The sequence below is a fragment of the Psychrosphaera aquimarina genome (assembly GCF_032461525.1).
Taxonomy (GTDB): Bacteria; Pseudomonadota; Gammaproteobacteria; order Enterobacterales; family Alteromonadaceae; genus Psychrosphaera; species Psychrosphaera aquimarina.
In genome coordinates this window covers 219,908-240,318 of sequence record NZ_JAWCUA010000001.1, presented here as the reverse complement: position 1 = coordinate 240,318, position 20,411 = coordinate 219,908, and the positions used below count along the sequence as shown (strand labels likewise).

General features: G+C 35.9%; 19 protein-coding genes and 1 pseudogene. 12 read left to right on the top strand and 8 right to left on the bottom strand.

Features of this window, described 5'->3' with window-relative positions; genetic code table 11:
• Window positions 1–123 precede the first annotated feature (123 nt).
• A complete protein-coding gene (gene yfaE / locus RT723_RS01190; protein WP_216055666.1) occupies window positions 124–390 on the top strand; it encodes a class I ribonucleotide reductase maintenance protein YfaE in 267 nt (88 codons plus the stop codon).
• A 16-nt stretch (window positions 391–406) separates the two neighbouring features.
• Here yfaE and RT723_RS01185 read toward each other — a convergent pair whose 3' ends face one another.
• Genes RT723_RS01185 through RT723_RS01175 form a run of 3 tightly spaced genes read right to left on the bottom strand, consistent with a single transcriptional unit; the run spans window position 407 to window position 2,467 of the window.
• A complete protein-coding gene (locus RT723_RS01185; protein ID WP_315945557.1) occupies window positions 407–1,063 on the bottom strand; it encodes a DUF2987 domain-containing protein in 657 nt (218 codons plus the stop codon).
• Window positions 1,064–1,068: 5 nt separating this feature from the next.
• Window positions 1,069–1,854, bottom strand: coding sequence for a glucosaminidase domain-containing protein (locus RT723_RS01180; RefSeq protein ID WP_315945556.1), 786 nt, complete (start codon window positions 1,852–1,854; stop codon window positions 1,069–1,071).
• Between the two features lie 43 nt (window positions 1,855–1,897).
• Entirely contained in the window at window positions 1,898–2,467 is a 570-nt protein-coding gene (locus tag RT723_RS01175) for a hypothetical protein (RefSeq protein WP_315945555.1), read from the bottom strand.
• A gap of 111 nt (window positions 2,468–2,578) precedes the next feature.
• Between RT723_RS01175 and RT723_RS01170 the strand changes: the two genes are divergently transcribed.
• The 8 genes and pseudogenes from RT723_RS01170 (at window position 2,579) to RT723_RS01135 (ending at window position 11,355) form a co-directional block, all read left to right on the top strand.
• Window positions 2,579–3,793, top strand: a complete 1,215-nt coding sequence (locus RT723_RS01170; RefSeq protein ID WP_315945554.1) for a pyridoxal phosphate-dependent aminotransferase — start codon at window positions 2,579–2,581, stop codon at window positions 3,791–3,793.
• Window positions 3,794–3,811: 18 nt separating this feature from the next.
• Window positions 3,812–4,405, top strand: a complete 594-nt coding sequence (yfbR, locus tag RT723_RS01165) for a 5'-deoxynucleotidase (RefSeq protein WP_216055661.1) — start codon at window positions 3,812–3,814, stop codon at window positions 4,403–4,405.
• Window positions 4,402–5,690 (top strand): annotated as a pseudogene (locus RT723_RS01160) (anti-phage deoxyguanosine triphosphatase). Before yfbR ends, RT723_RS01160 begins: the two are co-directional and overlap by 4 nt.
• A gap of 500 nt (window positions 5,691–6,190) precedes the next feature.
• Window positions 6,191–6,775, top strand: a complete 585-nt coding sequence (locus RT723_RS01155) for a hypothetical protein (protein ID WP_315945553.1) — start codon at window positions 6,191–6,193, stop codon at window positions 6,773–6,775.
• Between the two features lie 197 nt (window positions 6,776–6,972).
• Complete coding sequence (locus RT723_RS01150; protein WP_315945552.1) at window positions 6,973–7,683, top strand: GGDEF domain-containing protein; 711 nt, start codon at window positions 6,973–6,975, stop codon at window positions 7,681–7,683.
• Between the two features lie 77 nt (window positions 7,684–7,760).
• Window positions 7,761–9,101 (top strand): nucleotide 5'-monophosphate nucleosidase PpnN, encoded by a 1,341-nt coding sequence (gene ppnN, locus RT723_RS01145; protein ID WP_315945551.1) that lies wholly within the window; start codon window positions 7,761–7,763, stop codon window positions 9,099–9,101.
• 89 nt (window positions 9,102–9,190) lie between these two features.
• Complete coding sequence (locus RT723_RS01140) at window positions 9,191–9,571, top strand: DUF3192 domain-containing protein (RefSeq protein WP_216055657.1); 381 nt, start codon at window positions 9,191–9,193, stop codon at window positions 9,569–9,571.
• 14 nt (window positions 9,572–9,585) lie between these two features.
• Window positions 9,586–11,355: a hypothetical protein gene (locus RT723_RS01135; protein WP_315945550.1), complete on the top strand. Its 1,770-nt coding sequence runs from the start codon at window positions 9,586–9,588 to the stop codon at window positions 11,353–11,355.
• Window positions 11,356–11,420: 65 nt separating this feature from the next.
• Here RT723_RS01135 and RT723_RS01130 read toward each other — a convergent pair whose 3' ends face one another.
• The 3 genes from RT723_RS01130 to RT723_RS01120 are packed head-to-tail and all read right to left on the bottom strand — an operon-like array spanning window position 11,421 to window position 13,380.
• Window positions 11,421–11,795: a DUF423 domain-containing protein gene (locus RT723_RS01130; protein WP_315945549.1), complete on the bottom strand. Its 375-nt coding sequence runs from the start codon at window positions 11,793–11,795 to the stop codon at window positions 11,421–11,423.
• A gap of 3 nt (window positions 11,796–11,798) precedes the next feature.
• Window positions 11,799–12,488 carry an alpha/beta family hydrolase gene (locus RT723_RS01125; protein ID WP_315945548.1) on the bottom strand — a complete coding sequence of 230 codons (690 nt, stop codon included), beginning with the start codon at window positions 12,486–12,488 and terminating at the stop codon, window positions 11,799–11,801.
• Window positions 12,481–13,380 carry a transcriptional regulator GcvA gene (locus tag RT723_RS01120; RefSeq protein ID WP_216055653.1) on the bottom strand — a complete coding sequence of 300 codons (900 nt, stop codon included), beginning with the start codon at window positions 13,378–13,380 and terminating at the stop codon, window positions 12,481–12,483. The genes RT723_RS01125 and RT723_RS01120 overlap by 8 nt, the downstream gene beginning before the upstream one ends.
• 229 nt (window positions 13,381–13,609) lie before the next feature.
• On the opposite strand from RT723_RS01120, the gene cysK reads away from it, so the two are divergent.
• Window positions 13,610–14,578 (top strand): cysteine synthase A, encoded by a 969-nt coding sequence (gene cysK / locus RT723_RS01115; RefSeq protein WP_315945547.1) that lies wholly within the window; start codon window positions 13,610–13,612, stop codon window positions 14,576–14,578.
• 179 nt (window positions 14,579–14,757) lie between these two features.
• Window positions 14,758–15,213 (top strand): hypothetical protein, encoded by a 456-nt coding sequence (locus tag RT723_RS01110; protein WP_315945546.1) that lies wholly within the window; start codon window positions 14,758–14,760, stop codon window positions 15,211–15,213.
• Between the two features lie 67 nt (window positions 15,214–15,280).
• Here the strand turns inward: RT723_RS01110 and ggt are convergent, their stop codons facing one another.
• Window positions 15,281–17,017: a gamma-glutamyltransferase gene (ggt, locus tag RT723_RS01105; RefSeq protein WP_315945545.1), complete on the bottom strand. Its 1,737-nt coding sequence runs from the start codon at window positions 17,015–17,017 to the stop codon at window positions 15,281–15,283.
• 95 nt (window positions 17,018–17,112) lie between these two features.
• Here ggt and rrtA point away from each other — a divergent pair, with 95 nt between their 5' ends.
• Window positions 17,113–17,700 (top strand): rhombosortase, encoded by a 588-nt coding sequence (rrtA, locus tag RT723_RS01100; RefSeq protein ID WP_315945544.1) that lies wholly within the window; start codon window positions 17,113–17,115, stop codon window positions 17,698–17,700.
• Between the two features lie 49 nt (window positions 17,701–17,749).
• On the opposite strand, the gene RT723_RS01095 is transcribed toward rrtA, so the two are convergent.
• Window positions 17,750–20,200 (bottom strand): S9 family peptidase, encoded by a 2,451-nt coding sequence (locus RT723_RS01095; RefSeq protein WP_315945543.1) that lies wholly within the window; start codon window positions 20,198–20,200, stop codon window positions 17,750–17,752.
• Window positions 20,201–20,411 lie beyond the last annotated feature (211 nt).

Below are 20,411 nucleotides of genomic sequence, written 5' to 3'. Positions count from 1 at the left end.
AGTTATTAATATGTTAAATAACAATGTTATACATATCCTCTTCATACAGCCTTGTTGTCAAATCAGCCCTCAATTATTTACTAAAGTCAGTTTTCATCGACAAGTCGAGATTACAGATTAACTATGACTAAAGTCACTGTTCACCGCCATGACGTCATTGAAACTGAGATTGAGTTCAATAACACGGATTCTACTTTGTTAAACTCGTTACAAAATAATGGAGTTGAAGTGCTATATCATTGCAAAGAAGGGTTTTGTGGGGCGTGTCGATGTAAGTTAAAATCTGGTTCCATTACATATATCAACGAACCACTCGCCTTTGTTAGAAAAGGCGAGATTTTAACTTGTTGTAGTGTTCCAAATGAAGATATAGAAATTCAATTATTATAAATCCATGTAACCTTTCTTATTTAATATAAGGAACGGCTTTCATGATGGTATGTGAAAATTTAATCGTTTCTTGATACAAAGTTAAATCAGATAAGGTTAATGTGCACGCATTTAACTCACAATGTCCAGCTGCTAAATTAGTGATCGTTAATGTTTCACCTATTTTCGATTTAAACGTTATACCAACCACATCAGGTAAGGTGAATGACATCATGCCAGCTAGGTCGTTTAATGCTAGGTCGAATGTACCAATTAACGATTTCGCTTTCTCAACCCCCACTTTCTGTTCAAATAAAATACTGGTTTCCAAACGCATATCTAAACCACAAGGTTGTGAGTCCACTTTATCTATAACGATGGCGGCCTTATCAGCATCTAACTGATGGTCAAAAGGTAATAAAATTTCACCACTGGCTAAATGATAAACTTCTTTTTTAGCTAGTTGTGTTTGTAACCTTACCGCTTTTACCGGACAAGCATTACCTTTGACATCCATGAAATAAAACGCCAGTTTTATATCTTGATATTCAGGCTCATCCAAGTCGTCCATACGGTCAAAAAATCCATCATAATTTAGGACTAATTGGGTGCTATCAGCATAAGTATTAAAAGGAGATATAACGCCACTTAGCAATAATAAACCAGTAAGAGCACCCATTATAATGTTAAACATTTTTATTAATTACCTTTGATGTATTTTCTATTGATTCTGATCATTTGTTTTAATTCAGCAATGTATGCTTCACGACGTGTTGAATAAGACAATAAACCATCGGCAATGACATTAGGATCTAACTGTTTATTTTCTTTACGCAAGTTTGCTCGTAAATCGCGAAGTAAGTCATAAGCATGACCTGTATTTAAGTTATGGTAATAACCACGAACAGAGTCGATTGGATGTTTAAATTTTCTAACTTCGTATGTTTTACCTACTGGACGTCCACTTGGGACCACACCGCAACCTTTTCTGAAACACCATTGGCCAAACAAGTTATTCGCCGTCAAAGCGAATCGAGATGTGCCCCAAGCACTTTCATTTGCCGCTTGCATCAGAACGAGTTCAATCGGTAAAGTATCTACCCTTAACAATAATTGGCGTTTAAGTTCTGGAAAGTCTTGTTCCATATCAACTTTAAATTTTTTGGCAATTTTCACTAGTTTTTCAGCATCTTTAGTAAATTGCGGAAATTTATCTAATCGGCTGATAAAGTCACGTTGTAACGATATTTCACGGTTAATTTGCTCAACATAAGGCGTAAGGTAAGAGAAAAAAGCGACTTTTTTCTCTTTGACATCTACATAAGTTGAAAAGTCTGGTAATGGAGATATTTTAACAATATTAGGTTGGTGGTTATTCTTTTCTGTCGTAGTAATGCTGCTCGTAGGCAGGTTCAACATAGGATAAATTGCTGCGTACACTATAATTGCAGCAAGGATAATTTTAGTTACTATTTTTAACGTCATAAATACCTCAATAAATTAAGGTTTTATATTAACAGCTTTATCTCTAAACCTTAACTTTATCCCAATATATATTTTGTTCTACATTATCAATTAATAATTCATTTAATCGTGTAAAGCGTGACACTTTTATGTCTTTTCCTGAAAGACAATAATGGGTAAATCGATGACAGTTATTTTCTAATACATCATACTCTCGATAGGTAAATATGCTATGTAGAGCCCTTCTTTCACAACCTGGTAATACAATCGGTTGATGACGAGCATTACACGCAACAAATATATTTTTACCTGAACGTTCATCTAAAAAACGGGATGCCGACACAGCTTTGACCAATCCATCATTACTCAATTCAATGATGGTATCTTGGTCAATCCAAATCCCAGTATGTTCGAATAAATTATACACTTCACAACAAACAATACTGCCAGGCTGTGGTTGCACATATGTATCTGATGAATACGTATCGGAGGGGGTTTTAATAACAGATAAGTCATCTGTATTTTCTTTTGCGATATGTCTTAACTGTTCTAGATCTTTATATCTTGATTTTGTCGACTCATGAGCCACACTTGCGCCGATTACGGCTGCTAATGCGATGAAAGGTAACGCCATATACACCTCGATTGAATCACTTAGATAAATATATTATTTGACATAAATAACCCTTTGTCTGTAAATATGTGAAACAAGATGTGTTTAACCTATAAAAGTACCCTTAAGTAAATGAAACCAATAAAAAAGTCTTCAAAATTAGATAACGTTTGTTACGACATTCGCGGCCCAGTTCTCGATCATGCTAAAAGCCTAGAAGCCGCGGGTCACAAAATCTTAAAGTTAAATGTTGGAAATCCAGCCACATTCGGTTTTGAAGCCCCTGATGACATGTTAAAAGATGTCATCAAACAACTGCCAAAAGCACAAGGTTATAGTGATTCACAAGGGTTATACTCTGCCAGAGTTGCCATCATGCAGTATTACCAACAAAAAGGGTTAAAAGATATACGTGTTGAAGACATTTATATTGGTAATGGTGTGAGTGAATTAATCGCAATGTCAATGCAAGCATTGTTAAATAATGGTGATGAAATTTTAATCCCTTCTCCAGATTATCCTTTATGGACGGCATCGGTTTATTTAAGTGGTGGAAAACCTGTCCATTATTTATGTGATGAAGAACAAAACTGGGCACCATCAATCGAAGACATAAAGTCTAAAATCACAAAAAACACCAAAGCAATTGTGTTAATAAATCCTAATAACCCTACTGGTGCTGTTTATTCTAAACAATGTTTATTGGAGATAGCAGAGTTAGCCGACCAACACGGGTTAATTATTTTCAGTGATGAAATATACGATAAGGTTTTGTATGACAAAACCATACACCACAGCATTGCTGTATTAAGACCTGACCTATTTACCGTTACCTTTAGTGGTTTATCTAAGAACTACCGTGCAGCAGGATTTAGAACCGGCTGGATGATGTTATCAGGTAGTCGTTTACATGCCTCTGATTATATCGAAGGGTTAAACATGTTGGCTTCAATGAGATTGTGCCCAAATGTTCCATGCCAATACGCGATTCAACAAGCATTAGGTGGTTACCAAAGCATTAATGATTTAGTGGATAAAGATGGCCGTTTATATAAACAAATGGAATTTGCTTATAAAGCGTTAAATGAAATTGATGGCATCAGTTGTACACGCCCTCAAGGTGCCATGTATTTATTCCCTAAAATTGATTTAGAAAAATTTAACATTAAAGACGACGAATTAATGGTGTTAGACTTGTTGAAACAGAAACATATTTTGCTCGTTCATGGTCGAGGTTTTAATTGGCCTTCACCAGATCACTTTAGGCTTGTATTCTTACCAAATATCGATGATTTAAAAATAGCATTAGCTGAACTTGCAGATTTCTTTAAACATTATAAACAATAACAAGGTTGTACTTTATACATGAAGACAAGTCACTTTTTTGCCAACTTAGCAAGATTGAAATTAATCCACCGTTGGCCTTTAATGCGTACTGTCACTGAAGAAAATGTACAGGAACACAGTTATCAAGTCGCTATTGTTAGTCACATTTTAGCGGTCATAAAAAACAAAAAATTTAATGGCAATATAGTCCCTGAACGCGCTGCGTTAGTGGCGCTTTACCACGATAGTTCGGAAGTATTAACTGGTGACTTACCTAGCCCTATTAAATACTTTAACGAAGACATTGCCAAAGAATATAAAAAAATTGAATCAATCGCTGAAAAAACATTGGTTAATATGTTGCCCACGGAGTTTCAGGAAGACTTTGCTCCGCTCATTCAACATGAAAAAATAGATACTGAAGTCGCGTTTTTAGTTAAATCGGCTGATGTAATATGCGGTTACCTCAAAGCATTAGAAGAAATATCTGCGGGTAACCATGAATTCGAGAAAGCGAAAAACAATATTTCTAAAACATTAGAAAAATACCGAACCCCTGAAGTTAATTACTTTATGGATGTATTTGTTCCTAGTTTCAGTCTGAGTTTAGATGAGATTTCTGCAGATTTATGAATAAGTGGCAAGCACGGCTATCTGGTGACAGGAACGTAAGACCTAATGATCATAGAGATGCTTTTCAAAGAGATAGAGCAAGGGTATTGCACTCTGCCGCTTTTCGCCGCTTACAATCTAAAACTCAGATATTAAGTGTTGGTAAAAATGACTTTTATCGAACTCGCTTAACTCATTCATTAGAAGTTGCTCAAATCGGCACCGGCTTAACCGCACAATTAAGGCAAAGTACTCAAGTCTTAGCAAGTCCGCTTTTACAAGCGTTATTACCAAGTGATGCCTTAATAGAGTCTTTGTGCCTCGCACATGATTTGGGTCACCCCCTTTTGGCCATGGTGGTGAAGTCGCTTTGCATTATATGATGCGAGACTCAGGTGGCTTTGAAGCAAATGGGCAAACGTTTAGAATCGCAACTGAATTAGAACCTTATACTAAATCTTTTGGTATGGATTTAACTCGCAGAACCTTACTTGGTTTAATTAAATACCCTCGTTTATTAGATGCCCCTACCCCCTCGAATATAGAAGAAAACGGCATGTACTTAATTAAAGCAGCAGATTGGAAACCAACCAAAGGCATCTTTATCGATGACGGAAAAAGTTTCGATTGGGTACTCAAAGATCTTAAAGAGCCAGACCGACAATTATTGTTAACCTTGAATAATAACGCCACAGTGTACAAATCATTTGATGCATCCATTATGGAACTAGCAGACGATATTGCCTACGGTGTACATGATTTAGAAGATGCCATAGTGTTAAACAATGTCACTAAAGAAAAATGGCTTGATCAAGTTCTTCCTATATTATTAGAAATTGAAAACCCTTGGTCTAAAAAACATAGTGCCAATTTAACCGAAATGTTATTTAGCCACGAACACCATTTACGTAAAAATGCAATTGGCGCCTTAGTAAATCATTTAATTACCAATATCACTATCATTGAAGTTAACCCTGCATTTACAGAACCACTACTTAAATATAATGGCACCTTGGCCGTTTCAGCTATGGCCTTGTTAGATGTACTTAAAAAGTTTGTTTTTAATAACGTTATCATGGCAACACAAATACAACAGTTAGAATTTAAAGGTCAGAGAATGTTAATGGCAATGTTTGATGCCTTTAAAAGTGATCCATTAAGGTTATTACCTAACAGTATCAAACAAGAATGGATAAATGCGGACTCCAAAGGGAATAATCCAGACCGAATATTATCCGATTATTTAGCGAGTATGTCAGATGAACATGCAACTAGAGTGTATCAAAATTTATTTAGCCCTATCTAACCCCCACCAAATCACGTAAGTACAAAAGTAACATTTCAACCTTAAAAAATAAAATAAAACATCTACCACACCTCAATAAAACACTAACGCATTGATAAGTATACACTTTAAAACAATACCACCCACACCTCAATTTAAAACCCAACCAAATACACAACTCAATAGACAACCAAACTGTAAGCCCATTTGTAATGTTACAAAATAGATTACACAAACGATCAAAAATCGAGTATTATCCTCATCAACAAGTCCCCAATCTTGTTTTTATTATTTACTAAGCGAGTACATGATGATTGTTGAACAGAATGAAGAAAATAGCTGGTTGCCTTATTATTTATTAAATAAATAACGCAATTATGTTTTTGACTTGATATTTTTATCATTAAAAAGCCATCTTTATAGATGGCTTTTTTTGTTATACCTCTTATAGTTAAAGACATTATTAGGATTGATTTTTCAAACTATTTATCACTTATAGTCTTTATAATACGGAAATAAAATTGAACGATAACGTAGACAACGAAAAAATTAAGCAAGCATTACAAGTTAAAGCATATAAGGCTTCTTTTGGCTTATTAGAAAGATTAAGTCATGTTACAAAAGGAAGTAGTCCTGAGTTAGACATCCAACTTACCAAACTTAGAAAACTTGTCGTAAACGATGCTGATTACCAATCCGTTATCAATGCAATTGAATCCGCTAACCTAAAAGTTAAATCGTTAGAACAATTCCAACAAAAATCTCAAATATCATTAAAAGATGCCTTAATCGAATCAGGTGAAGTATTACAAAGCACAACCGGTATTCCAGATAATTTAAGACGCCAATTAAGAATGGTTGTAAATAAGTTAAAGTCAGGAACGGTAAGTATTTTCACAGAACTGCAACCGCAAACTATTCAATTACTTGAATTATTTAGTGCGCTAAAAAACACTAACAATTCGACAAATGCACCTGAAAGTTTCAATATCACCAAGATATTAGTAGACAGTTTAGATAACTTAGCTAATAACGAGATTTTGGTTCCGTCATTAGACAAACGCTTGATCCAAATAAAAAAACTACCGTTGAAAAAGATAAACTAAACCTATGCATTAAAACGTTTGCAGAAGTAATTGTACAGTTTGGCGAAGAATTTAAACAAACTCAAACATTAGTACTAAGCATAAATTCAGCGCTAGAAGAAGTTCAGCAAGTATTAGTCGATTCCTTAGCCAACTCCAAACATTACGATTTAGAGCTCGCTAAATTAAATATCCAGATTGAAAAACAAATCCATGAATTGTCACAAAAGTCAGGACAAACAAATAACGTAGAGCAGTTAAAAGGCCTTATTAATAGCAAGTTAAACTCCATTACTGAGTCAATAAAAAAGAAAGAAGATATTGAAAAGCAACGTACCGAAGAACTTAATTCTTCACTCAGTAAGATGGAAACTAAACTTTCTAAAATGGAAGAAAGAACTTCTTTCTATCGAACCAAATGGTTAGAAGAGAAATCAAGAAGTGAAACTGACGCGTTAACTGGTTTACCAAACAGGGGTGCATACGATAAACGCTTTGATGAAGAGTTTCATCGTTGGATCCGTCACCCAGAGCCACTATGTTTAGCCGTTTTAGACTTAGATCATTTTAAAAGTATTAATGATAAATATGGGCATAGTGTTGGCGATAAGACATTACAAATTGTTGCCAAAACGTTAAGAAAACATTTTAGAGTATCTGACTATGTTGCCAGATATGGTGGTGAAGAGTTTGTTTGTATATTAACCAATACAGATCCTAAAGAATCCATGTTAGCACTTGAAAAAGTGCGTCTCGCTATCGAAGCCATTCCATTTTCAATCAAAAAAGATAGGTTGAATATCACCGTTTCCATTGGTGTGACGGCATTAAAAGCAACGGACAATACCCATACTGTATTTGATAGAGCTGATAAAGCACTTTATGAAGCAAAACATACAGGCCGAAATAAGACGTGTTATAAAAAATAACCTGTTTCCTCTTTCTACTACAGCATATTAATAAAAATTGAATTTTTCAGTTTTTATAAAAACAGACGGGAATATGAATGAGAGTATTACTTAACCCACTTGATGGGATGAATTTATTATCGCAAACAGAAGTTTCTAAACTACAAAAGTCCTCAAACAGCCCTTTATATGCCCTTTTCAAAAGTTGTGCACTAGCTGTATTAAACGTAGGGAATGAAAGTGATGAGTTATATAACGAATATTCTGACTTTGAAATTAACCTACTTAGCCGTGAGCGTGGGATTAAAATTGAACTGATTAACCCGCCACAAGCTGCCTTTGTTGATGGTGAAATCATCACGGGTATACAAGAACACCTTCAATCCGTTATTCGTGACATATTATTTAACTCGTCAAAATATGAAACAACAGACTTTAATGACAGTGTTGAAGTGACCAATGCCATATTTGATATCCTTCGCCACGCAAATGTGATTTTACCAACCGACTTGCCTAACTTAGTGGTATGTTGGGGCGGCCACTCTATAAAAGAAAAAGAATACCGTTACACCAAAGAAATTGGCTATCAGTTAGGCTTACGTGGATTAAATATTTGTACTGGCTGTGGACCAGGTGCTATGAAAGGCCCAATGAAAGGTGCGGCGCTTGGCCATGCAAAACAAAGAATTAAAAATGGACGATATTTAGGATTAACCGAACCTAGTATTATCGCAGCAGAAGCCCCTAATCCAATTGTAAATGAATTAGTCATTTTACCAGATATTGAAAAAAGATTAGAAGCCTTTGTCAGAGTTGCTCACGCCATTATTATTTTTCCTGGCGGCGCTGGTACCGCAGAAGAGTTATTATATCTTTTAGGTATTATGTTAAACCCTAAGAATAAATTACAAGTGTTGCCTATTGTATTAACAGGGCCTGCTGAGTCCATCGCCTATTTTGAAGAAATAGCTGAATTTGTTGAAGCAACATTGGGCAAAGAGGCTCGTGACTTATTGAATATCATGCCTGATAAACCTGCTGCAGTAGCACAATTCATTAAAGACCAAATGGTAAACGTAAGAGATTTTAGGAAATCGGTAGGTGATGCCTATCAATACAATTGGACCTTAAATATAGAACCTGACTTTCAACATAGTTTTGACCCTAACCATGAAAACATGTCTCAACTAAACCTTAATCTTGATCAGCCTAAAACACGACTTGCTGCAAACTTAAGAAAAGCATTTTCAGGTATTGTAGCTGGCAATATAAAAGAACAAGGCGTGTTAGCCGTTAAAGAAAAAGGGCCATTTATCCTTCAAGGTGATGAGACATTGATGCATCGTATGGATAAATTATTAATGGCGTTTGTCGAACAAGGACGGATGAAGCTGCCGGGAAGTAAATATGAACCTTGTTATAAGATAAATATACTTTAAAAATAAAAAATAAACTTCTTTTGACATAGTACAAAGTGATCACGTTATAATAAAAGCATAATAATAAATCGGATAAGTTAGAGAACATCATGGATAAAAAGGTCGTTAAGTTTGTAGGAATAGGTTTTGGGTTATATGCAATATTTGCGGCCCTAGTTTTAACATTTTACGAAGATGATCCGGATCAAATGGGTTGGGAAGATAGACAAGCTTTCAACCAACGATTTATCAGTGCCCTTTCTATTGATGAAAACATTAATCGCTCCTACGTTATTCAAACATTGGGCTCTCCAGATTTAACTGAAGCGAAATTAAAAGATGACGTAAGTTTTCAAGTTATGTTCTACCGTACACAGCATACACAATCTGACGGGATCACAACTAAAGATGAGTGCACGCCAATGTTATTTGAAAATGGGCAATTAATTGCTTGGGGCGACAGCGCCTATGAACAGTTTAATAACATCTAACTTTGCAATCGGCCTTGTTATCTTCTTATAACCAGCTTTGTGAACTGGCATCGTCATGTCATAAAGTTTTCGTCAAGCGAACTGAACTTGGTTTTGAAGAGCAACTTGATGAGTTGTTAAAAAAGATGGATGTTGTGTTAACTACTCATCCGCAATTGACAGGGCTAATTTTAAATACCAGCAATAAAGACATGCACTTTATTGCTTTATTCATTCTTAAACATGCCTGTTTTTGTCGTTCGCTTTGTATCAATAGTAAAGTCGTTACAGAGCATGGTAACTCTATAATTAAGGCAAGCCTGTTATTACTGTATGTTGTTTTGCCTGAGTTCATTGCTGCAAAAAAAGACCACAAACAACTCAGTAAATTCAAAAAAGCCCTATTACATTGCCCCCAGGCCAGTTTTCAATTGGCAAAACGTATCCCTTTAGCCGATAACAATAGTCTTAAATTATTAAGTCAGCTTTCAAATGTAAATACTTATTCTAAAGCTAACTCTAAAATTCAACTATTAGCTGTAACAGCCCTTAATTGCTCTATCACCGCGTTTTCAGGTTTAAAAGGTAAAGTTACTTACAATAGTGCTTTAAGTCGATTACTGGCCATTCAGGACGATTTACACCTTATCCAACCTAATCTACAGACGTATAAAACTGAATTCAGTTTATTATGTAAATCATCAGTGGACTTTAATGGCGCATTAGTAAGGCTGAAAAATCAAAACCTTGCTTATATCCTTTCGCAAAGCCCTGATAAACAAATTTGCAGTGGGTTTGAATTTGGACAAACATCCATAGATGAAAATGTCGAATGTAGTGAAATAGACACTAATAACGTAAGATCAGTATTACCGCACCAGACATTAGATCATAACAAGATAATTCGCTTAATCTTAAATCAACAAGCACTTGAACAAACAAATGCCAAGTCAAAAGCTAAACCTAAAGCCACTGAGTCACATGTTGGAATATATAGATACAGTGCGAACCACAGTTGGAAAGTCATCTCCCAGAGCGTATTACGAGACAACAACAAAGTCTTGGGTAAAGTATTATTAAACTACCCAGATCAATCACAGTTATTATTAAACTTTGCAACTATACATAACCGCAAGCAGCTGCAAGTCACAGACGTAAGTCATGCGATTGCTATGTTAGGAAAAGTGCAATTGTTTCCAACTTTATGTAACGACAATATAAAAGTGAAACAACATAGTGTGAAACAAATGGGCTCTGATGTTGTTAACTATAAAATTGATTTATTTAGTCATATATTATCCCAATTACATCATCAAACCTTAAATGGACTGCCTAAGTACCACGAATTAATTGGCCGTATTCTAATGATTGCATTGATGACTATCCCTAAGGTTGCTTATGCCGCTAGTACACCTGCTTGTTTAGTTAAAGCCAATGAGAATGATGTAAAATCCTTAGCTGAAATTTTTGGATTAAACACCTTTGATAATTGGAAAAAAATCAGTTTAATTTTATCAAAAAGCTGGCTGCTGCCAGAAGCTTATATTCAAGTTATCGAACAGTATTTTAATTTTTTAGAGATAAATAAAGACAAAGCTAACGAACATAAAAATATCAACATAAATACTTTATTTATAATAATCGCGACCTATTTTTTTCAGCATTTCATCAATGGTGAAAACAAATTACACCCAAATAAAACCATTAAAAATCTCATGAGTGAATTTAAATCAAAAGTACCTAACCTCGAAAATCTGTACCTAACAATCGGTCAAACAACGACAATATTCACCCCACTTTCGTAACACGCCGACAATGAATTGGTAACGCGACACTAAAAAAAACAACCAACTAAATTATTGATATAAAACTATTTATTTTTAACAACCTGTACTATTAAGTAAATCCAACCCAATAAAAAGCAAATTCCACCTAAAGGTGTGAACATGCCTAATTTAGTCACCCCGGTCACAGCTAAAAGATATAACGAACCAGAAAATAACAGAATACCAACACTAAACCAGAGTTGAGATCGAATTAACAATGTTGACGTTTTCATTTGGCTAACTTGTAAAATCACTATGGTATGGACAAATTGATATAACACGGCTGTTTTCCATATATCTAGCTCATAACTAGACAAACTCCCCTTTAAACCATGGGCAGCAAATGCACCTAATATTACGGTTAGAAATCCACTCAGTGCAGCAAATAAAGTAAATGATTTTGTATTGAGTTTTAGCATTGTTTACACCAAGTCATGAATAAATTTAACTGTGTTTCTTACCGCCGTTTGAATGTTTTCTTCAATCGTTACCCCTGACGACTTTAACGGTTTAAAACTATGATCACCTGACGGTATCCACTTAAGTTGCAGTTTACTATTACAAAGAACTGACTCGTGACTTTCGTTAGACAAAGAATCAACACCACCAAAGGTATCTCGCTCACCTTGATTGATTAATAACGGCACGGTTAACTCTACAAAGTGTTGTGTTCTATCAGCAAACTTCTCAGGCTTTCCTGGTGGCATAAAGGGATAACCTAAAACAATACAGCCTTGTATTTTCAAACCTAATTCGGACGTCGCGGCAAGTTGTGAAGCAACTCTGCCTCCCATGCTTTTTCCTGCGATAAACACTGGCAAGTTTGTATTCAACTCAGAAAGCACTTGGTTAAATTGGGTTAATAATTGTTTATTGGGGTTTGGAGGCCGTCGTTTACCACTTTCATAAATGATCTGCATATAATCAAAGTTGAAACTGATCACTTTAATTTGTGACTCTGCTAACTTGGTACAATAACAGTCCATAAATTCATTTCTATTTCCCGCTCCAGCTCCATGCGCCATAACGACAATAGCTTTACTAGCTAGGTGGGCATGTTGATATACCGTACTTTTAAAACCATGTTCTAACTTTTCAACAATATCAGACACTTTCTTGCTCCGCCCTCACCGCTTCTAATAACCAATTTCTAAAAGCAACAATTTTAGGGGAGTCTACTTGAGCTTCACGACAGACTAAGTAAAAAGCATTTTTGCTCACCAGCACTTCGTTAAATGGCGTTACCAAACGGCCAGACTCTATTTCAGGCTTAGCTAATACGCTATTGCCTAGTGCGATACCTTGTCCATGTATAGCGGCTTGTAACACCATAGATGAGTGGGAAAATATAGGGCCTTGATTAACATTAATATCTTTCACCCCGGCTACTTTTATCCATTCTTTCCAGTTGTTTCTGGACATATCATGCAACAAAGTATGGTTCATCAAATCAGAAGGTTCAGATAATGCTTTTTCACCACTTAATAACAGAGGAGAACAAACTGGAGTTAAATATTCGGTATATAACTTATCGGTAAATACACCTTGCCAATTACCTAATCCATAATAAATTGCCACATCAACATCATCTGTCAGAGAGTTATCGTCATAATCCACAGCTTTAATTTTAACGTCTATGTCTGGGTGTAAATTAGAAAACTCGCTTAGTCTTGGTATTAACCATTGGATTGCGAAACTTGGAGTGAGTGCTATGCTAATTGAACCTTTTGCCCCCCTAGTTAATAAACGTTCGGTGGCCTCATAAAGGTGAGCAAAGATATCTTTGATATCCAAATAATAACTTTGCCCTTCTTCAGTCAACAATAATGAACGATTTCGCCGCATGAATAACTTCATACTCAAGTGTTCTTCTAATAACTTAATTTGATGACTTATTGCAGCTTGAGTTACAAACAACTCTTCCGCCGCCTTTGTAAAACTTAAGTTTCTAGCCGCGGCTTCAAAAGCTTTAAGCGAATTCAATGGAGGTAATCTTCTCGCCATATTAAAGTAACTTCGGATTATTTTATTTAATGAATAGTAATTGTAACACCGTATTTTGATTTTACTACTAACTATGTACCGCACTATTTATAACCAAAAAACTTCGTTTTTTAGTTTTTGATAGCCATAGGTTATGAATAAATTGAATATAATAGTTAAAAATGGAACTTCAGTTAACGTCATTCATAGTATTAACTAGCAGCAATTATTAATTCCAGTAGGAAATAACATGTCAAAAATATTAGCAGATAACACTTTATCAATTGGTAACTCGCCTCTTGTAAAATTAAACCGCGTAACTGGCGGCAATGTGTTTGCAAAAATAGAATCTAGAAACCCATCATTTAGCGTAAAAGACAGAATTGGCGCAAACATGATTTGGGATGCCGAGAAATCAGGTCGTTTAACTAAAGGCAAAGAGTTAATTGAACCTACTTCTGGAAATACAGGTATAGCATTAGCATTTGTTGCGGCCTCAAAAGGTTACAAATTAACACTGACTATGCCGTCAACAATGAGTTTAGAACGTCGTCAATTATTAAAAGCACTTGGTGCAAACTTAGTGTTAACTGAAGGCCCTAAAGGCATGGGTGGTGCGATCGCTAAAGCACAAGAAATTGTTGCTTCAGACCCTGATAAATATGTATTACTACAACAGTTTGAAAACCCAGCCAACCCACAAATTCACTTTGAAACCACAGGTCCTGAAATTTGGGAAGCAACTGACGGAAACATTGATGTATTTATCGCTGGTGTTGGTACTGGTGGCACAATCACTGGTGTAAGTCGTTATATCAAACAAGAAAAAGGCAAAAACATTGAGTCTATCGCTGTAGAGCCAACTGACTCTCCAGTTATCAGCCAAAAATTTAAAGGCGAAGAGTTAAAACCTGGACCTCATAAAATCCAAGGTATTGGTGCTGGTTTCATCCCTGGCAACTTAGACTTGAGCGTTGTTGATAGAGCTGAATCAGTAACAAATGAAGAAGCAATTGCTATGTCTCACCGTTTAATGAAAGAAGAAGGCATTCTTGCGGGTATTTCTTCTGGTGCTGCAGTAGTTGTTGCTAAACGCCTTGCTGAAACACCTGAATACGCAGATAAAAACATTGTAGTTATCTTACCAAGCTCTGCAGAAAGATATTTATCTACTGCTTTATTCGCTGATGTGTTTGACGATGATCAACTCGTTCAGTAAGTTTAAAAATAAGTAATTTGTAAAAACCGCTAATGCAAATTAGCGGTTTTATTATTTCAAATACTAACTTTATTCCAAATTTCCAGTTCAAGACGCTTCTTATATAAAATAATTCCTTATCAATTCCACAATTTTAGTTACAATTGACGATATCAATATTGATAAACAATGGGTGAACAGTGAAGTTCCTTAAACTAGTAGTACTGATATTATCATTTAGTTTTATATCCGCTTGTGATGAGTCAAACAAAAACATTCCTGCGTTTGCTAACCCTGACGCACCTGAATACCGCGCTTTGATGTTCTTTGATGCCATTTATAATCAAAAAAACCTGGGTGAAGCACAAAAGTATTCAACCGCTAAGTTATCTCGTATTTTACGTTCATATGGCACGACTCGTGGTTATGCACGTTATGTATTAAATCTACAGATTGACCCTGGTGTCGAATTAAAAATTGATCGTTCACTTAATCAAGTTTCGACCGGTAAGACAGATACTACCGTGGTTAATATTTTATTTACCGGTACGTTAAACGATGATCGAATTAATGATGTAAGACAAGCTGTGTTTTCACGAATCGATGGAGAATGGTTAATCGACAGTGTTGAAGATGACCCTTATATGAAGCGATAAATCCCAGGATTTTTTAGAGCATGGTAAGGAAGGGTCTCCTTACCATGTTAACGGATTAAGCGTTTTACTATAAACCAATCGCTGTGCCTTCACGTCTTGGGTCTGCTGCACCTTGCCAGCCTTTTTTAGTCTTCATGATCCCATGAATACCCGACGTCATTTCAACCATATTAACTTTGTGTCCAAGTTTTTCTAATTCAGGTTTAATCAGATCTAACTTTGTATTTTTTTCTAATGAGGTGGCTCCATTACGGTTTGACACTCTAGGCAAATTGACAACCTCTTGCATATCCATACCATAATCTAATAAACCAATAAGTGCATAACCTACGTAATTAATAATGCGACTGCCACCCGGTGAGCCCAATACCGCAAATACTTCTCCGTCTTTTAAAACAATCACAGGTGTCATTGAGCTACGTGGGCGTTTCCCACCTTCCACACGATTCGCCACCAGCTTTCCATTTTTTATTGGGTTTAAAGAAAAGTCAGTTAATTGATTATTTAATAAAAAACCATCAACCATTACCGTAGAGCCAAAACCCATTTCAATACTTGTTGTCATGGACAATGCATTACCAAATTTATCCACGATTGATATGTGACTGGTATTAGGTTGAGCTATAGAAGTGTTTTCAGCCAACTGCTGTGAATCAATTTTGCCCGCGGTTGCTTTGCCTAAATCTTTGTTCTGTGACATTAATAATCGTCTGTTGGTTAAGTATTCTTGATTTAGAAATCCTGCAACAGGCACTTCGACATAATCACTGTCCGCCAAGTATTTATTTCTATCGGCAAATGCCAATTTTGCCGCTTGGCTATACAAATGCACGGTCTCTGCACTATCAACTTTATGTTCGTTTAATTGAAACGGTTCTAATAACTTCAAGATCTGCAATACCGTCAAACCACCAGAACTTGGTGGTCCCATGCTACAAACATCATAATTACCTGTCTCTGCTTGGTATTGAGTACATACCGCTGGACGTTCTTTTGATTGGTAACTTTTTAAGTCTGCTAAAGACAACTTACCTGGCGCTAACTCGGACTTTTGTACGGCATCAACAATATGTTTGGCTGTGTCACCTTGATAAAACTCCTCAACGCCATTTTCAGCAATACGTTTTAATGTGTTTGCATACGCTTTGTTAACAAGCAGTTGTCCTTCTTGAATTGGTTTACCATTTGGAAAAAAATATTCGCGAACCGTTTGTAGCTTTTCGATACCGGGATTAAACCGCATTTGCACTAACTTGGCTAACCTAGGGCTAACAATAAAACCATCTTCAGCAAGTTCAATTGCGGGTTCAAATAAGGCTTTCCAAGGTAATCTCCCTTGTTGTTGATGTAAATTCCACAACATGTTTAACACACCAGGAGTACCAACAGAGCGGCCACCGATAACGGCATCGATCCATTTAACGGGTTTACCTTGTGCATTTAAAAACAATTCAGGTGTCGCACTCATAGGAGCAGTTTCACGACCATCATAACTTTTGATTTGTTTAGTTTTACCATCAAACCACATTAAGAACGCACCTCCACCTATACCAGAAGATTGAGGTTCAACTAAGGTGAGTACGAGTTGAATCGCGATAGCAGCATCTATAGCATTACCACCTTCTATCAACATTTTATTACCTGCGTTAACAGCATGAGGGTTGGCTGCACTAACCATGGTATTTTTAGAATAACTGGCTTTGGTATAGTTAAGGCCAGTAAAAGCCTCTGGAACAGCTCTTGATGCTTCATTGCTATATACTTGAGTTGCAAACAACAGCAAAATAAGACTAAATACGCGCATAAATAATTGACTTCATTTTCTAATTAATTGAAGCAATATTAACAACATGACAAATTAAAACACAGTTTAATTTTCACTATATCCAAAGGATAACAATGTTAGGTTTTCCAACACAAAAACAATATCTTATTGCCCCGCTTTGTCTTATCGTCATCATGTTGTTACTCGAAGTAACTAAACCTCTTAGTATGCAATGGCTAGGCTTTATTCCAACTGACATAGAAAAGGGAGAAGTTTGGCGAATTATTACTGGTCAGGTGTTACACACCAATTTTAACCATGTGTTGTTAAACATGGCAGGTATCGTATTGATTTGGGCGTTACATGGCGAGTATTACGATACCAAACATTACACTCTAGCTGTGTTAAGCAGTTTACTCCTGGTTGGCATCGGTTTATTGTTATTTGCCGAATACAGGAGTTATGCTGGCTTATCAGGCATCCTGCATAGCTTAATAGTTTATGGCGGGGTTATTGATATAAAAAGACACGATAAAACAGGTTGGTTATTATTAATCGGGGTATTAGCAAAAGTTTTATATGAAATGATAATTGGCCCGACAAAATATACTGAAGAGCTCATTCAAGCTGGTGTCGCAGTTGAAGCTCATCTAATTGGTTGTATTGTTGGCCTAATCATGGGATTCACTTACCTCTATGTTTATAGAACTAACAAACATTGAATAAATAAAAAAGGCCTGTAGTAACAGGCCTTTCACACTTTATTTATGATTAAAGATTGGTTTCAAATAATTTATAAATACGACGATATTCATCTAACCAACTCGACGGTTGTTTAAAACCATGTGGCTCTACTGGGTAAATAGCGGTTTCAAAGTTTTCTAATTCTAATTCAATCATACGTTGTACCAAGCGCACTACATCAACAAAAAAGACATTGTTATCTACCATAGGGGCATTGATTAACAACGGGTTCTTAAGTCCTTCAGCAAAGTAAATTGGTGAGCTTTTACGATATGCAATCATGTCATCTTCTGGTCTGTTTAAAATATTAGACGTATAACCGTCATTATAATGAGCCCAATCAGAAACAGGTCTTAATGCAGCGCCAGCTTTAAACAGCTCAGGTTCATTAAACATGGCCATAAAGGTCATGAAACCACCGTATGAGCCTCCGTAAGTGCCAATTCGTTCTCTATCAACATTGGCATTTTCTACTAACCAATTTACACCGTCTTTTAAATCTTGAATTTCTGGTGTTCCCATTTGACGATATATCGCCGTGCGCCAATCTCGGCCATATCCTTTAGAAGCTCGGTAGTCCATATCCATAACGACATAACCTTGTTGAGCTAACATACTGTGGAACATAAACTCTCTAAAATACCCAGACCAGCCATAATGACTATTTTGTAGGTAACCGGCTCCATGATTGAAGATAACGGCTTTACGTTTTTCTCCCGCTTTATAATCGGCAGGATAATACACTTTGGCGTAGACAGGTTGATCTGTGTATGAAGAGTCCACCTCGATAATTTCAGGTTTCGTCCAAGGCATATTGTTAAATTCATCAGATACGGTATTGGTTAGCCTTACCATATCAGTGCTGCCATCCGCGTTGGTCAGGTATAACTCTTCTGGTGTTAATAAGTTTGAATGGGTAATTAGTAATTTAGTTTCATCTGGACTCAAGCTGTAGTTGTTGTCACCTTTAAGCTGAGTAATGGCAATTGGATTTTTTACTTTTTTATCGTAAGCACTTACCCGATAAATTTGATAATCACCTGGGTGATTGACGTTAGCTCTAAAATAAAATGTTTTATCGTTTTTAGTTAACTTAACTTTCGACGTTTCGTACTTACCTGCGGTTATTTGTTTAATTTTGTTTGAACTAAGCGCCTTGGTATATATATGAGAATATCCCGATTGCTCTGATTGAAAATATAACGTTTCAGAGTGGTTAAACCAACCAAAATCATTAAAGGTATAATTTATCCATGCATCGTCATGTAATTGATGTTGCGTTACAAATTTTTTATCTTCTAAATCAACAGTTGCTATCCAGCGATCTTTGTTATCCCAAGCTTCTAACATTACTGCAACTTGTTCGCCGTTGTTATGCCATTGAATAGGACTTTGTGACCAGGTCCAATCTGACATTAAATTGATTGTTCTTGGTTCTCTTTTACTTTTGTATTTTTCGCCTTTCTCACGAAAGTTTTCAATTCTGACCGATTTAAGTACATCTTTATCAAAGTCAGGCAATACATCTATCGATAACTTATCAACTTGTTTGCTTTTAACATCAATTAGCCAATAGTTTTGTTGATTAGGTTTAGCATCTGCAACACGTGGTCTAACTTGGTCAAATTGGATACGACCATTATGTGCAATGTAATTAGGCATTAAGTCACTTTCATCTCGCCATGGTACGGATTTACTCGTCACAACCAACATACGATCTCCTTTAGGCGATAAACTCCCTTGGACAAAACGTTGACCACTACCTAAATAGACTGAGCTGTTAGTTACTCGATTATCATTTTGTTTAACCAACTTCTTATGATTAAATTTTTCTAATGAGTTTTTGTGTTGGTTCACGACATAATCGATTAATTCATGTTGTTCTTTTGCGATGATGTCATCAGGTACACTTGGTTCTTTTGGTGCCTCTGACATTTGTAGTTTGATCAATTCAGATGTCAAATTTGTGTTTAAATCTATGGCGAATATTGTATTCCCAGCCCAGTAACTTAATACACGGTCACCAATAAACTGCGGAGAAGATTCTCGAGCTGAGGTTTTAGTGAGTTGTACCAATTTATTCTCACCAGTCATATGAAGTAAGTAAATATCATTTTCGTAAACATATGCTGCAAGTTCAGAGTTTGGGCTAAAAACCAAATCATCTTGTTTAACTTGATACAAATTAGTTAACTTTACTTGTTCAGTTTCTAGGTTGTTGATATTTAATTTAAATGTATCTTTTAACTCCCCTACTTCTTTATTTTGTTGAAATACAATTTCATTTGAACCTGCAAGCCAATATGCATTTTGCGGTGAGTTACTGATCCACTTTGGATCTGACATTATTTTCTTAAGTTCAATAGGTTTAACCGCTGTTTTTGTGTCAATCGTTTCTTTCGATGTTTCTTTCGATGAAACCCAAGAGCTAAACCCTAACGTGATAATACAAGCATAAATGATGTGCTTTGACGTCATAACAAATTTCCTTAAATTCAGTTGTTAACATTAAACCACGCTGAACTAAAAATACGCAACTATTCAACGGCGTATAACTTATTTACCGCGATTAGACATATAAATTTATTGCTTATTACTAAAGTGGTCAAAATAACCAAATTAATTGGTTAACTAGACCAATGGGTAGGTTTCATATTATTACCCCACAATAGAAACCTAGATAATTCCT